Consider the following 13,755-nt stretch of genomic DNA (forward strand, 5'->3'; position numbering starts at 1 on the left):
GGCGCCCGCCAGTTTCACCTCGGCGTCATTCCAGCCGTCGCCCACCATCACGATGGGAGAAGGCAGGTTCAGGGCCTTGATAACCTGAGGCTTTCCTCCGGCTTCGGACAGCGGATTGGCGCCATCGACGCCGGTGACGCGACCGTCGGCGTCATAGGTCAGGTCGTTGCACAGCACCCGGTCCGGCGCGACGCCGAGGCGCTCGGCGATGGGGGCGATGATCTCGCGGAAGCCGCCGGACAGGATGACGATGCGGGCGGCGTTGGCCTTGAAGAAGGCGAGGTTCTTGCGGACCGAGGGTGTGCCCTCGTCGAGGATGCGGTCGGCCAGGGCCTGAACGTGGGCGTGGGTCAGGGGCAGCAGGGCCAGACGACGACGCAGGGCCTCGCCGAAGCCCAGTTCCCCGGCCATGGCCTGATCGGTCAGGCGGGCGATCTCTGCCCGGACGGCGGCGGCGTCGGGCGACCCCTCGAGGGCGATATCCGCCAGCGCCTCAAGAGTCTCGATCCGGACGAGGGTCGAATCGAAGTCGAAAACATAGGTCGCGTCAGCCATTCCGTGACCTTGGCCCACCTTCGCAGTTGCAGCAACGGACAGTCAGTGGGTTCGCGAAAAACAGGTCTGATGAGTCTGAAGCGTCTGATGAGTCTGTTCCGCAGCCCGCAGATGCGAAACGCCGGCCGCCCCGAGGGAGCGACCGGCGAACATCGTAGCAGGCAGGTGCGTCGGGATTGGTCGTATGGGGCGCGAGGACAGTGACGGTGAACACTCAACTCTCCATCGCCCACTTCAAGGCGATGGGGAGGACAGATCGCGCAGCGATCAGGAGGGGGCGGCGCAGGCGTTTTGACATCGGCCCGCCGACACCGGTGTTTGAGACCTCTCCGGCCACCACCGAGCCGCCCTCACCTGACCGCCGCTGACGCGCCGGTCTGTCCTCTCCATTCGCTTGAGGGCGAATGGAGAGGTGATCGGATCTAGAACCGCCCGATGCTCCGCAGGCGGCTGTCGGGGCGGCGGGCGTCCAGCGCGGCGGCGCCGACGGCGGCGGCGATGGTGGCCAGGGCCAGAAGGGCGCCGCCTTCCTTGGCGTGGGTGCGGGCGTAATCACCCGCGTCCTCGGCATAGCGACGGGCCGTCTTGCCGTGCTTTTTCAGGGCCTTGCGCGAGGATTTCTGCGTCTTGTTCCACCAACGGCCGCCGCGATCACGCGCGTCGTCGCTGAAGTCCTGGGCGCGGGCGCCCGCCTCGCTGAGGCCATGGCGGAGGGTTTCGGTGAAGTCGTCAATGCGGCTGCGCAGGCCGTCGACGTGAATGCGGTCGCGCGGGCTGAACCGGCTGCGCAGGGTTTCGAAGCGCGTCGGGCCGGTACGCTGGTTCAGCAGCAGGGTGGCGAGACCAACCCCGGCCAGCACCGCCACGGCCCCGGCGGCGATGCCGGGATGTTTGCGGACTTCGGCAAGGGCGGAGAACTGGCGAACCATCGGATAATGAACCTCTTCATCGAGGCCGTCGTCGGACGGGTCATAGAGCCCGTCGTCGTCCGGCGTCCAAGCGGAACGCCTGTCCCGCATCAGAGAGGGAGCGAACCGGGCGAGAAGAGGTTCCGCGACGCCGGGCAGGGCGTTGTAGAGCGAGGCGATCAGCCGCCCCCCGCCGCCGACGGTGATTTCCCGGATGGGATGGGTCGCGCAGTACAGGATGGTGTCCGCCGCCACCCGGGTCGAATAGACCGGCTGTGGGTTGTGGACGGCGTAGCCGGTGAGGTTACGGGCGTGGCGGCTGTAGGGGGTGTCCAGGGCGGCAGGCTTGACCAGCGACAGGCTGACCGGCGCATCGTCGCGCATCAGCTCCATGCGAAGGGCGTTGGTGAAGCCCTTCACCGCGTGCTTGGACGCCGAATAGACGCCCTGCACCGGCATGGGGGCGTCGGACAGGATGGAGCCGACGTTGATGATGGCGCCGCCCCACGGCCGCTCGCGCAGGCGTTCGGCGGCGAGGATGGAGCCGTTCACCACGCCCCAGTAGTTCGTCTCGAACAGCCGGCGCTGGTCCTCCAGCGTGGTCTCGCGGATCGGGCCGAAGATCGAGACACCCGCGTTGTTGATCCAGGTGTCGAAGCCGCCGAACAGGCGGCGGCATTTGTCGGCGGCCTCGGCCAGGGCGTCCGGGTCGGCGACGTCGGCGACCGACCAGGCGACGCGGGCGCCGGTGGCCTGAAGCTCCTCGCACAGGGCGGCCAGATCCTTTTCGCCGCGCGCGATCAGGAAGACGCAGGCTCCGGCCTTCGCCGCCCGCCGGGCCACCGCCAGACCGATTCCCGACGTCGCGCCGGTGACGACGATCGTCTGCTTGTTCAACGGCTTAAGATGCGCTCTGGACATGAAATCACCGAGGGATGTTCACCGGGGACTATATCCCCTGACGCCGGACAGGCGAGGGGGCCTTATCATCGCCGCTTCGGACCCCTATCTAGCCGCCTTCGTATTTCCTGACCGAGGATCGCCGTGACCGATCACGCGCATACCCCTTCCACGCCTTCTGACGACCTGGCCGCCGCCTTCCAGATCGAGGGCTGGCCCGTGCGTGGCCGTCTGGTGCGACTGGGCGAGACCATCGACACCATCCTGTCGGCCCACGCTTATCCGGAGCCGGTGGCGGCGCTGCTGGGCGAGGCCTGCGCGCTGGCGGCCCTGATCGGGTCGAGCCTGAAGTTCGAGGGCCGCCTGCTGGTGCAGGCGCAGGGCAATGGTCCGGTGCGCTACGTCGTGGCCGACTACGGCACCGACGGGCATCTGCGCGGCTATTGCCGGTTCGATCCGGACGAGGTCGCGGCGGCGTCGCAGGGCTTCTCGCGCCCGGGCGCAAAGACCCTGCTGGGCGATGGCGTGTTCGTGATGACGCTGGACCGCGGTCCGGACTTCGAGCGGACCCAGGGCATCACCCCGATCGAGGGCGAGAGCCTGTCGCTGGCCGCCGAGCACTATTTCCAGCAGTCGGAGCAGATCCCGACCAAGGTGCGTCTGGCCGTCGGCTCGGTGGAGACCGCCGCGGGCTCGCAATGGCGCGCGGGCGGGGCGCTGATCCAGCTGATCGCCGGCGACGAGACGCGCGGCTCGACCGAGGACGTGTGGGATCGCACGCGGGCGCTGTTCCAGACCCTGGCGGACGACGAACTGATCGACCCGACCATCTCGCCCGAGACCCTGCTGTTCCGCCTGTTCCACGAGGACGGGGTGCGGCTGGAGGGCGCCAAGGCCCTGCAGGCCCAGTGCCGGTGCTCGAAGGACCGGATCAGCGGCGTTCTGGCCTCGTTCGATCCGGCCGAGCGCGCCGCGATGATCGAGGACGACGGCAAGATCCGCGTGACCTGCGAATACTGCGCGACGGTCTATGAGCTGGAGCCTGAAGAGGTGACGGCGGGCTGACCGCCGATCGGCGACCGCGCCAGCGCGCCGTCGCCGATCACCAGCGTCGCGCCCTTACCGGCGGTTCCAACCGCCTGCAGCACCCGCAGGTTCATCAGATCGGGATTGTCCTTGAGCAGGCGCGCGGCGTTGGCCAGCGAGCGCAGGGCCGCATGCTCGCCCCGGGCGCGTTCCAGCGTCGCCTGACCTTCCAGACGGGCCCGTTCGACCTCGGTGACGGCGCGGCGCAGCTCCGGCGGCATGACCACCCCGGCCAGAACCAGATCGGTGATCCGCGCGGGCCCGGCCACGGCTTCCGGTTCCGCGCGCAGCGGTTCGCCGTCTGCGGTCGTGCGGGCGAGAAGTTCATCCAGCGTGTGGCGGGCGGCGAAGGCGGTCAGGGTCTGGCTGACCGACAGGCGGACCGGCTCGGCCAGCGGCTGGCTGAGCGAGGCGAGGATGTCGGTCACCTCATAGACGACGGTGGCGGACAGGCGGATCGGCTGGCGATCGGCGGTGACGACCTCGACCGGCCCGATCTGCACATACTGGGGGGCGGTGGAGATGCGGTGGACGTAAAGGCCGCGACCAGAACCGAAGACATGGTGCTTTCCGGGCGGCAGCAGGCGCTCGAAACCGCCGTCGCGGTAGAGGGCGCCGTGCTCCCACGGAGCGATCAGGAAGGTGTGCATGGACAGCTTCACCGCCAGTGCGGCGATGATGACGAGCACGGCGATCCCGACGAATTCCATATCGAACTCCTGTCAGAAGTCCCGGCGTCTCGAGGCGGAGGCGGGGGCGTGTGACCCGCAGAGCCTCCTCCACGACTGCCTTTCGGCCGACGCCGGGCTTCCTTTTGCTTTCAACCAAAGGAGATGCTGCCCCTTTGTCGGCTGACCGCGCCCCCGAGGGGACGTCGCGCCGGGGATCACATCAAGCGCGGAATCGAACCGCAAAGCCACGCTATGCGGGCGCCGATGGCAGGTCCAGTCCTACTGCCCGGCGGGGGGCGAGGCGGTGGTGGGACCCACGGCCAGAACCCCGTCATAGGCCCCGTCGTCCATGGAGCCGAGGATGATCCCGCGCGCGTCGGGGTCGTCGATCGCCATGCCGTCGTGGGCGCCGCACTCCTCCTGACAGTTCCAGCTCTGGCCGCCCTGCTGGGTGGTGCGCAGGGTCAGGGTGTCGGCGGGATAGAGGTGACCGGCGGCGGGCAGGCCGACCTCCGACCAGCGGTCGTAGACGGTCTTGCGCGCGTGCAGATTGCCGACGAGGACCATCAGGCGAGCGTCGGGACGATCCACCAGCGCCCGGCTGATGCCATAGGCCATTTCGAGCTCCCACCACGCCTGGTCGCGCCCCCGGATGACGGACATGCGTCCGGCGAAGGGGTGAAGGGCGACATCGAGGCCCGCGGCCTTCAGCCGCCAGAAGCCGAGGATCATGTCGAACATCGCCAGGCTGTGCCGGCCGTCATCCCGGCGCGGATCGCCGAAATCACCGGCGCGGAGGAAGCGGGCCGCCGTCGCCTCGTCCGGGGCCGACATGACCATGTCGAGCAGGGGGCGATCCGTCTCCGGCATCTCCAGCCCGACGGTGACCGGCCCCTGTTTTGCCGCCTCGCAGACCATGGCGAGGAAGGCCTCGGGGGTTTCGGCCGTGCCGTGGACTTCCCCCAGGACGATGATGCGCTCGGGGCGCGCCAGAAGGGCGTCCACGCCGTTGATCGGCGCGCAATAGGGCTGGGCCGTCAGCAGGCTGGCGGCGGCGAGCAGCGAGATCATGGAATCCCCCGGTTGCTGCGTCAGTGACCTGACGCCTGTACACGCTCCGGCGGCAATATGGCGAGGCTGTGACCGGTCAGACGATCAGGAAGACGGTGTTGGCGAAGTTGTGCAGCAGGACGGGCAACAGCAGGCTGCCGGTCTTCTCGCGCACCCAGACCAGCAACAGGGCCGGGCCGCCGGTGAGGGCCATGGTCATGGCGTCGAAGGTGAAGCCGCCGTCGCTGTAGCCGAGCGCATGGGCCAGACCGAAGGCGATGGAGCTGATCAGGGCGCCCCAGCCCATCGGCGCGCCGAGGACGCGCAGCGGCCGGGCGAAGGCCTCGTTGAGCATCAGCAGCAGGACCCCGCGATAGAACAGCTCCTCGTCCAGACCCGGCATGGTCAGCTGGAAGGCCAGTTCATCGGCGTTCAGCGGCGGCGTGGGGAAATACAGGGCCAGGCCGAGGAAGAGAGCGACCAGCAGGCCGCTGAGGATCAGGGCGCCCTTCAGACCCTTGCGGTCCTGCTTCAGCGTCAGGCCGCAGCGGCGCGCGCCGAGCAACAGGGCGACGGTCAGCGACAGGGCCAGGGCCATCGCCTTGCCCTCCCAGTTCCAGTCCGACGGCCAGAACTGGATCGGGATGTGACCGTAGCCCCGGGTCAGCAGGGCGTCATAGGCGGCCATCAGGGCCAAGGCGCCGAACAGCCACAGCCATTTCACCCGGCCGCGCAGGGCGACGGCGGCGACCAGACCCGCCGCGGCGGTCGCGCCGATCCATCCCGCCAGGGCCATGATCGCATCGGGCATGTCGCTCTCCTCCGTGTGTCACGGGGAGGGGCGGCGACAGGGGCTGGCGGATGCGTCGCGAAGGATGAAATCGCCGTAAGGCGATCAGGCGCGGGTGCGGGCTTCGACCTCTTCGGCGACCGTCTCGCCGACGGTGCGGCGCTGCATGCGGAAGTCGCCGGACCAGTCGCCGGGGATGGACCAGCGCCCGGTGACGGCGCCGCCGTCCGGCGAGATGTCGCCGTCGTAGTAGATCACATGATCCTGGTGGTCGGCGTCCGGGGTCTTGGCGAAGGTCAGGCGCGCGCCGTCGTGACGGCCCTCCAGCACGCCCCGGATATCGGGGCGGCCGGGGAAGGTCAGGTTCGGCTCGACCGTCTGGCCGACAATGACGCCGCCGGTGTCGGTCAGCTCCGCCGTGAAGGGCGTCGCCGACATGTTGTCATTGGCGTTCCAGGCGTGGTCTTCGGGGTAGAAATAGACCCCCGTCCAGCGCCCGGTCAGATCGATCCGGTCCGTCATCAGTACGCCAGCGCGATGCCGTCCTTGCGCATTTCGGTGGCCGCGCCGTAGGTCCAGCGGCCGCCGGGGTTCTGCTGCATGACCACGTTCTGGTAGCCGCCGAAGCCGCCGTTGGGCGGGCCCAGGGTCCAGCCCATGGCCTCGAGCTGGCGCTTGCTGGCTTCGGGCACGCCGGACTCCAGATGCAGGGTCCCGACGCCCTCGGCCGGTTCGCCGGTGGGCTCGGACGAGCCCTCGTGCTGCCAGCGCGGGGCGTCGCCGGCCTCCTGCGGATCGAGGCCGTAGTCGACCATGTTGATGATGATCTGGGCCTGCCCTTGGGGCTGCATCCCGCCGCCCATGACGCCGAAGGCCATCCACGGATGGCCGTCCTTGACCGCGAAGCCCGGGATGATGGTGTGGAAGGGCCGCTTGCCCGGTGCGTAGACGTTCGGATGGCCGTCGGTCAGGGCGAACAGCTCGCCCCGGTCCTGGAACATGAAGCCCAGCGTATTGCCCGCGCCGTCATCCGGCACGAGGCCCGAGCCCATGCCGCGGTAGTTGGACTGGATCCAGCTGACCATCATGCCGTCCTTGTCGGCGACGCTGAAATAGGTGGTGTCGCCCTGCGTCGGCGCATCGCCGGGGAAGACGCGGTCCATGACCCGGTCAGGCCGGATCAGGGCGGCGCGCTGCGCGGCGTAGTCCTTGGAGTTCAGCCACTCGACCGGGGTCCGGCTGAAGCGGTCGTCGGCGAACCATTTGGCCCGGTCCTCGAAGGCCAGGCGCTTGGCCTCGGCCTGGTGGTGGATCGAGGCGGCGGACTGGAAGCCCATGCTCTTCAGGTCGAACTGTTCGCAGACGTTGAGGATCTGGTTGGTCGACAGGCCCTGGGTGTTGGGCCCGAGGCCGTAGACCTCGACGCCGCGGTAGTCGGTCCGGATCGGCTCGACCCATTCGGTGCGGTGGGCGGCGAGGTCGGCCTTGGTCATCCAGCCGCCGATGCGGCGGAAATAGCCCTCGATGGCCTCGGCGATGGGGCCGTCATAGAAGGCGTCGCGGCCGTGCTCGGCGATCAGGCGCAGCGTCCGGCCCAGGTCCGGGTTGGCGAACATCTGGCCGACCTTGGGCGTCTCGCCGCCGGGGGCGTAGACCCGCTTGCGGTTGTCGTTCTCCTCGATGATCGAGGCCGAACGGTCGAAGCCCGCCATGTTGCGCTCGAGGTAGTAGCCGATGACCGGGGCCATCGGGACGCCTTCCTCGCACAGCTCGGCGACCGGCAGCAGGACGTCCTTCCACGGCAGCTTGCCGTAGCGCTGGTGGGCGCTCCACCAGGCGTCGACCGTGCCCGGGACATTGACCGTCACCGCGCCGTAGGAGGGCAGGTAGCCCTGATCGTTGGCGCGCGACCGGGCCGTCTCGAGCGACAGGCCGCGCGGGCTGTTCCCGGAGCCGTTGAGGCCGACGACCTTTCGCTGCGCCGGGTCCCACAGCATGCAGAAGGCGTCGCCGCCGATGCCGTTGGCCACCGGTTCGAGGAAGCCCAGGGCGGCATTGATGGCGATGGCGGCGTCGATCGCCGAACCGCCGCGCCGCAGGGTGTCGATGCCGATCAGGGTGGCGGCCGGATGGGCCGTCGCCGCGGCCCCGTTGGCGCCCCAGACCGTCGACCGCCCGGCGAAGGGCGCGCCGGTGATCCGGTCGCCGGGCCCGACGCCGGCCCACGGCGCGGCGGGCTGCGGCGGGGCGGGCGCCGGCGCGGGGGGAGAGGCGGGAGCAGGCGGCGCAGCCTGGGCCGAGGCCGTCGAGGCCCCCGCGATCAGCGCTCCGGCGGGCAGGGTCGACAGGAAGGTACGGCGGCGCATGGGCGGTCTCCGGACTGACGTTTCCCGACCCTAGCGGCTGCGCGAGCCGTGTGAAGCGCCTTCTAGGCGATCCATCCCGAGAACAGGCCGAGCGGGTGGTGGGCCCGGGCGACGGTGACGATGAAGCCGAACACCGCCAGGGCGGCGACCCAGAAGGCGATGCGGGTGCGCTTCCCGCGCGAGGCGCGGAAGGCCACCGTGCCCAGCCCGATGTAGATGACCAGCAGCACGACCTTCACCGTCAGCCAGGCGTCGACGAAGGGATACTGCCGGACCACGGTCATCAGCATCAGCGCCGCGGTGAGCAGGATGGTGTCGATGGACCACGACAGGATCCGCACCGGCAGGGCCTTCGGCCAGGCGGCGTCCAGCAGGTTGAAGGCGCCTCCGCGGAGGGCGAACAGCGTCCCGCTGGCGATCACCGCCCAGATGTGGACGGTGCGGATCTGCGGATAGAACTCCTCCATGCGGCGGCATCTCCTCAGGCGACCGGGGGCCGCGGGTCGGGGGCGGCGTCGCCATATGTTGGCCGGGCCGAGCGGTGTCAAACCACGGTCGGCGGCGGCGGCCGCTTCTGCGCCGCCGCGTTCCGCGCTACGCCTGCATCGATGAGCGTCGTCGCCGCCTTTCTGTACCAGCATGGCCGCCGGGTGCGGCCGGTGTCCATCGATGAGCGGGTCCACTGTCCCGAGGACAAGTCCCAGTTCGTCTGGATCGGTCTCGTCGATCCGACGCTCGAGGAATTGCAGACCCTGCAGCGCAGCTACGGCCTCCACCCGCTGGCGGTCGAGGACGCGGCCAAGGGCGAGCAACTGCCCAAGCTCGACGTCTACGGCGACCAGCTGTTCGTGGTGGCCCGCACAGCCTGGCTGGAAAGCGGCCTGATCCGCTACGGCGAGACCTCGCTGTTCGTCGGCCACAGCCACATCATCAGCGTTCGCCGGACCTCCGGCCGCGGCCACGCGGCGCTGCGCGAACAGCTGGAGGCCGCGCCCGCTCTTCTGGCCCAGGGCGTCGACTATGTCCTGCACGCCATCCTCGACTTCATCGTCGACGGCTATCTGCCGCTGGGCGAGGCGCTGGAGGAGGAGGTGCTGGCCATGGAGCAGCGCGCCGTCGACAGCTTCCTGGCACGCAGCGAGATCAACCGGATCTTCGAGATCCGCCGCCAGCTGATCCGCTTCCAGCGCGTGCTGGCCCCGACCGCCGAGGTGGTGGCGAAGTTCATCCGCCTCGACCTGCCGGGGGTGGACCCGGAGTCGCGGCCGTACTTCAGCGACGTGCTGGACCACGTGCGCCGCGTGCAGGCCATGGCTGACGGACTGCGCGAGGTGCTGACCTCGGTGTTCGAGTTCTCCAACCTGCTGGAGCAGCAGCGCACCGGGGCCATCACCCGCCAGCTCGCCGCCTGGGCCGCCATTCTCGCCGTGCCGACGGCCGTCGCCGGCATCTACGGCATGAATTTCGAGCACATGCCCGAACTGCGGAGCCCGTGGGGCTATCCGGCGGTTCTGCTGGTCATAGCGGCGGTCTGCGGCTGGCTGTTCGTGAGGTTCCGGCGGACGCGGTGGCTCTGAACGGGCCGCCTGGATAGTTCGGGGGAGCGGGACGGCGACGGTTGGCGCGGAGAGGCGTTTACGCGGTGATCCTGCGGGCCGTGCCGGACGTATCCGCTCATCGCCACGCCGCCCGGAGCACCAGCCATGCCAACCGCTGCAACCGCCCCGGGAGAACCGGAAGCCGGAGCTGACGCCGGACGGCCGGTCATCGTCTGGTTCAGGCGCGATCTGCGTCTGGCGGACAATCCCGCGCTGGCGGCGGCCGCCGCGACGGGGCGGGCGGTGATCCCCCTGTACATCCTCGACGAAGGCTCCGGCGCCCACCCCTTGGGCGGGGCTTCGCGGTGGTGGCTGGACCGGTCGCTCGCCGCTCTGGAGCGCCAGCTGGAGCTGCTCGGTTCGCCGCTGGTCCTGCGGCGCGGCCGGGCGGAACTGGAGCTCATCGATGTGGTGCAGGAGACGGGCGCTGCCGCCGTCTTCATGAACCGCCTGTTCGAGCCGGAGGCGTGGGCGCGGGACGCGGACATCGCGCACGAGCTGAAGGCGGCCGGCGTCGAATGCCGCGGGTTCAACGGGACGCTTCTCAGCCGGCCGGGCGAGATCCTGACCGGCGCGGGGCAGCCCTACCGGGTGTTCACGCCGTTCCTGAAGGCCCTGCTGGCGCAGGTCCGGCCGCCGGTGCTGCCGGCGGCCCCGTCCCGCCTGACGGCGGGCCCGAACGTGAGGTCCGAAGACCGGACGAGCTGGGGGCTCGGGCCGCGTTCGCCGGACTGGTCGACCGGCTTCGAATGGAAGCCCGGCGAGGCGGGGGCGGGGGCGGCCCTGTCCACCTTCGTCGCCGGGGGGCTGGCGGATTACAGCCGGGGCCGCGACCGGCCGGCGTCGAACGCGACCAGCCGGCTTTCGCCGCATCTCCACTGGGGCGAGGTCCATCCGTGGCGGGTCGTGGAGACCGTCCGCGCGGCCGCCGAGACGCGACCGGCCTTGGCGCCGGAGGTCGACAAGTTCGTCGCGGAGATCGTCTGGAGGGAGTTCTCAGCCCATCTTCTGCATCATTTTCCGACCCTTCCGGAGCGATCCTTCCATCCGAAATACGACGCCATGGCGTGGCGCAGGGATGAAGGCGGCTTCGCGGCGTGGACGCGGGGCCGGACCGGGTACCCGATCGTAGACGCCGGCATGCGCCAGCTGTGGACCACCGGCTGGATGCACAACCGGGTCCGGATGATCGTCGCGTCCTTCCTTGTGAAGGACCTGCTGATCGACTGGCGCAAGGGTCAGGACTGGTTCCGGGACACGCTGGTGGACGCGGATCTCGCCAGCAACAGCCAGAACTGGCAGTGGGTCGCGGGCTCCGGCGCGGACGCCTCGCCGTTCTTCCGCGTGTTCAATCCGGTGACCCAGGGAGAGAAGTTCGATCCGGACGGCGAGTATGTCAGACGGTGGGTCCCGGAACTGGCGCGGCTGCCCTCGAAATGGATCCACGCCCCGTTTGCGGCGCCCGCGCAGGCGCTCAGGGGCGCGGGCGTCAGACTCGGCGAGAGCTATCCCGAGCCAATCGTCGATCACGCCGCGGCCCGGCTCAGGGCGCTCGCGGCCCTGAAGGCGGTGAACGAGGGGTGGGAGGACTGATCCTTCCCGTCGGCGGGGCAGGGCGGCTGCACTTGTCGGGAGCGAGCGCCGGCAGCAGCCCACGGTCAGCATGGGGCGGCGGCGGACAGGACTAGTCGTTGCCGGGCGTCAGAGGCTCCCAGCATTCCAGCAACGTCGAGACGGCGTCATGGCCCCACTGTGCGTAGACGTTGCCTTGAGTGATCTCGATCACGGCGTAAGAGCCGTCCCCGGTTCGCGCCGGGAACCTCAACTGCGTCACGAAACCGTCCTTACGGGTTGGAGGCAGGGGCTCCGCCTCGGCGTGAAGGTGGAACGGCATTGGCGTGATGGGCACGTCGGGCAAGTCCCCGAAGGACAGGGCGACCGTGCGCAGTGTGGGGCACGTGTCAGATCGGATTTCGTCTACGCCTCTCGTCGAAATCCGTGTGGCCTTCCAGCTGCGGCCCTGGACCTGCGCTTCCGTCCGAGCAGCAATAAAGTCCGCTGGCTCGATGATGATCTCATGGGCGAGCGTGTAGTGCCGATCTTCCGCGACTGTGATCGTCACGAGGCTGCCGAGGCGCATGGGCGCCTCCTGGGCCTGGGTCGGTTGGGTCGGCGCCAGGATCATCAAGGCGCCCACAATCGTTTGCGCTCGCATGAACTGTCGATAGCAGCCGGAGTCGCGTTTGTCCGCATCGACGCCTGAACCGAGCGACGTCTGTCCACCCGGCGGACGCTCTTCCCCGGAATTCAGCCCCCGAGATCGAGCGAATAGCCGGCCGAGCGCACGGTCCGGATCGGGTTGACCGTGCCTTCGACGTTCAGCGCCTTGCGCAGGCGGCCGACGTGGACGTCGACGGTGCGGGCCTCGACGTAGACGTCGGAGCCCCAGACGGCGTCGAGCAGCTGTTCGCGGCTGAACACCCGGCCGGGATGCTGCATGAAGTGGTCCAGCAGGCGGAACTCGGTGGGCCCGAGATGGATCTCCTGGTTGGCGCGGCGGACCCGGTGAGCGACGCGGTCGATGACGATGTCGCCGTGGCTGATGCGGTCGTCGGCCAAGCCCGGGCGGATGCGGCGCAGGACGGCGCGGATGCGCGCGGTCAGCTCGGTCATCGAGAAGGGCTTGGTGAGGTAGTCGTCGGCGCCGGTGTCGAGGCCGCGCACGCGGTCCGATTCCTCGCCGCGGGCGGTGAGCATGATGATCGGCAGGTTGCGGGTCTCGGCCTTGCCGCGGATCCGACGGCAGACCTCGATGCCCGACAGCTTGGGCAGCATCCAGTCAAGCAGCACCAGATCGGGCAGCCGCTCGTCAATCTGCAGCATGCCCTCCTCGCCGTCGGAGGCCACCACCACGTGGTAGCCTTCCTTCTCCAGATTGTAGGACAGCAGCGTCGCCAGCGCGTCCTCGTCTTCCATCACCAGAACATACGGCTGCACGTCGAACTCTCCGGGCTTCAGGCGGACGTGGTTTCGGGCGAGGCGGGCTCGGCCGGATCGGGAGTCCAGCGCGGCCGTTCGCCGGTGAACTCCAGTCCGGTGATCTCGTAGTGGATGGTCTCGGCGATGTTGGTGGCGTGGTCGCCGATGCGCTCGAGGTTCTTGGCCATGAACAGCAGATGGGTGCAGGCCCCGATCGTGCGCGGGTCGCCCATCATGTAGGTCAGCAGTTCGCGGAACAGGGCGTTGTAGTGCTCGTCGACCTCGTCGTCGGTGTTCCACACCGAGATGGCCCGCTCGACCTCGGCCGCGGCATAGGCGTCCAGCACGTCGCGCAGGCGGGTCGAAACCAGCTTGCCCATGCGCTCGATCGAGCGGGTCAGGGGCTGCATCGGCTCGCCCTCGGCGAGGATCAGCGCCCGCTTGGCGATGTTCTTGGCCAGGTCGCCGGTGCGCTCGAGGTCGGTGGCCAGCTTCATCGAGGCGAGGGTCTTGCGCAGGTCCGAGGCGACCGGCGCGCGCAGGGCGATCAGGCGGATGGCCTTCTTCTCGATCTCGCGGTGCAGGCCGTCCAGCCGCGCGTCGCGCTCGACCACGGCGCGGGCGAGGGCGACATCGCGGCGGGCGACCGACTCGACCGCGTCGGCCACCTGGGCCTCCGCCAGGCCGCCCATGCGCGCCACTTCGGCGGTGAGCTGGTTCAGCTCGTCCCCGTAGGCCTTGACGGTGTGCTGGGTCATGGCGGCGGTCCTAGCCGAAGCGGCCGGTGATGTAGTCGAGCGTGCGGCGCTCGCGCGGGTTGGTGAAGATGTCTTCCGTGTCGCCGGTCTCGAC

Annotated in this window: 13 protein-coding genes and 1 pseudogene; 3 read left to right on the forward strand and 11 right to left on the reverse strand. The window is 69.5% G+C overall.

Annotated elements, in window-relative coordinates; genetic code table 11:
• Positions 1 to 30: 30 nt before the first annotated feature.
• Positions 31 to 555, reverse strand: a pseudogene (locus VGE03_RS03825) (HAD family hydrolase); the annotation flags it as partial.
• Between the two features lie 422 nt (positions 556 to 977).
• On the reverse strand, positions 978 to 2,360 hold the full coding sequence (locus VGE03_RS03830; protein WP_331045145.1) for an SDR family oxidoreductase: 1,383 nt from the start codon (positions 2,358 to 2,360) through the stop codon (positions 978 to 980).
• A gap of 147 nt (positions 2,361 to 2,507) precedes the next feature.
• Here VGE03_RS03830 and VGE03_RS03835 point away from each other — a divergent pair, with 147 nt between their 5' ends.
• On the forward strand, positions 2,508 to 3,428 hold the full coding sequence (locus tag VGE03_RS03835) for an Hsp33 family molecular chaperone (protein ID WP_331045146.1): 921 nt from the start codon (positions 2,508 to 2,510) through the stop codon (positions 3,426 to 3,428).
• Here VGE03_RS03835 and VGE03_RS03840 read toward each other — a convergent pair.
• The 6 genes from VGE03_RS03840 to VGE03_RS03865 form a co-directional block, all read right to left on the reverse strand.
• A complete protein-coding gene (locus VGE03_RS03840; RefSeq protein WP_331045147.1) occupies positions 3,392 to 4,159 on the reverse strand; it encodes an SPFH domain-containing protein in 768 nt (255 codons plus the stop codon). The genes VGE03_RS03835 and VGE03_RS03840 overlap by 37 nt on opposite strands.
• Positions 4,160 to 4,399: 240 nt before the next feature.
• Positions 4,400 to 5,191, reverse strand: a complete 792-nt coding sequence (locus tag VGE03_RS03845) for a hypothetical protein (protein ID WP_331045148.1) — start codon at positions 5,189 to 5,191, stop codon at positions 4,400 to 4,402.
• 76 nt (positions 5,192 to 5,267) lie between these two features.
• A complete protein-coding gene (locus VGE03_RS03850; protein ID WP_331045149.1) occupies positions 5,268 to 5,981 on the reverse strand; it encodes a CPBP family intramembrane glutamic endopeptidase, BDIM_20840 family in 714 nt (237 codons plus the stop codon).
• An 84-nt stretch (positions 5,982 to 6,065) separates the two neighbouring features.
• A complete protein-coding gene (locus tag VGE03_RS03855; RefSeq protein WP_331045150.1) occupies positions 6,066 to 6,482 on the reverse strand; it encodes a hypothetical protein in 417 nt (138 codons plus the stop codon).
• On the reverse strand, positions 6,482 to 8,326 hold the full coding sequence (locus tag VGE03_RS03860) for a gamma-glutamyltransferase family protein (protein WP_331045151.1): 1,845 nt from the start codon (positions 8,324 to 8,326) through the stop codon (positions 6,482 to 6,484). Before VGE03_RS03860 ends, VGE03_RS03855 begins: the two co-directional genes overlap by 1 nt.
• A gap of 62 nt (positions 8,327 to 8,388) precedes the next feature.
• Positions 8,389 to 8,793 (reverse strand): SirB2 family protein, encoded by a 405-nt coding sequence (locus VGE03_RS03865; protein WP_331045152.1) that lies wholly within the window; start codon positions 8,791 to 8,793, stop codon positions 8,389 to 8,391.
• A gap of 141 nt (positions 8,794 to 8,934) precedes the next feature.
• Between VGE03_RS03865 and VGE03_RS03870 the strand changes: the two genes are divergently transcribed.
• Entirely contained in the window at positions 8,935 to 9,903 is a 969-nt protein-coding gene (locus VGE03_RS03870) for a magnesium and cobalt transport protein CorA (RefSeq protein ID WP_331045153.1), read from the forward strand.
• 126 nt (positions 9,904 to 10,029) lie between these two features.
• Positions 10,030 to 11,517: a deoxyribodipyrimidine photo-lyase gene (locus VGE03_RS03875; RefSeq protein ID WP_331045154.1), complete on the forward strand. Its 1,488-nt coding sequence runs from the start codon at positions 10,030 to 10,032 to the stop codon at positions 11,515 to 11,517.
• A gap of 91 nt (positions 11,518 to 11,608) precedes the next feature.
• Here VGE03_RS03875 and VGE03_RS03880 read toward each other — a convergent pair whose 3' ends face one another.
• The 3 genes from VGE03_RS03880 to phoU all read right to left on the reverse strand — a co-directional run bounded on the left by VGE03_RS03880 (position 11,609) and on the right by phoU (position 13,661).
• Positions 11,609 to 12,064, reverse strand: a complete 456-nt coding sequence (locus VGE03_RS03880) for a hypothetical protein (protein WP_331045155.1) — start codon at positions 12,062 to 12,064, stop codon at positions 11,609 to 11,611.
• A gap of 167 nt (positions 12,065 to 12,231) precedes the next feature.
• On the reverse strand, positions 12,232 to 12,921 hold the full coding sequence (gene phoB, locus VGE03_RS03885; protein WP_331045156.1) for a phosphate regulon transcriptional regulator PhoB: 690 nt from the start codon (positions 12,919 to 12,921) through the stop codon (positions 12,232 to 12,234).
• A 17-nt stretch (positions 12,922 to 12,938) separates the two neighbouring features.
• Positions 12,939 to 13,661, reverse strand: a complete 723-nt coding sequence (gene phoU / locus VGE03_RS03890) for a phosphate signaling complex protein PhoU (RefSeq protein ID WP_331045157.1) — start codon at positions 13,659 to 13,661, stop codon at positions 12,939 to 12,941.
• Between the last annotated feature and the right edge of the window lie 94 nt (positions 13,662 to 13,755).

It is taken from the genome of Brevundimonas sp., assembly GCF_036400995.1.
GTDB lineage: Bacteria > Pseudomonadota > Alphaproteobacteria > Caulobacterales > Caulobacteraceae > Brevundimonas.

What these genes read in the sequence shown, in the direction of transcription:
- VGE03_RS03865 (WP_331045152.1), bottom strand. Translation starts at nt 8,793, where the DNA reads ATGGAGGAGTTCTATCCGCAGATCCGCACCGTCCACATCTGGGCGGTG.
- VGE03_RS03845 (WP_331045148.1), bottom strand. Translation starts at nt 5,191, where the DNA reads ATGATCTCGCTGCTCGCCGCCGCCAGCCTGCTGACGGCCCAGCCCTAT.
- VGE03_RS03840 (WP_331045147.1), bottom strand. Translation starts at nt 4,159, where the DNA reads ATGGAATTCGTCGGGATCGCCGTGCTCGTCATCATCGCCGCACTGGCG.
- VGE03_RS03855 (WP_331045150.1), bottom strand. Translation starts at nt 6,482, where the DNA reads ATGACGGACCGGATCGATCTGACCGGGCGCTGGACGGGGGTCTATTTC.
- VGE03_RS03875 (WP_331045154.1), top strand. Translation starts at nt 10,030, where the DNA reads ATGCCAACCGCTGCAACCGCCCCGGGAGAACCGGAAGCCGGAGCTGAC.
- VGE03_RS03870 (WP_331045153.1), top strand. Translation starts at nt 8,935, where the DNA reads ATGAGCGTCGTCGCCGCCTTTCTGTACCAGCATGGCCGCCGGGTGCGG.
- VGE03_RS03860 (WP_331045151.1), bottom strand. Translation starts at nt 8,326, where the DNA reads ATGCGCCGCCGTACCTTCCTGTCGACCCTGCCCGCCGGAGCGCTGATC.
- VGE03_RS03880 (WP_331045155.1), bottom strand. Translation starts at nt 12,064, where the DNA reads ATGCGCCTCGGCAGCCTCGTGACGATCACAGTCGCGGAAGATCGGCAC.
- phoU (WP_331045157.1), bottom strand. Translation starts at nt 13,661, where the DNA reads ATGACCCAGCACACCGTCAAGGCCTACGGGGACGAGCTGAACCAGCTC.
- VGE03_RS03850 (WP_331045149.1), bottom strand. Translation starts at nt 5,981, where the DNA reads ATGCCCGATGCGATCATGGCCCTGGCGGGATGGATCGGCGCGACCGCC.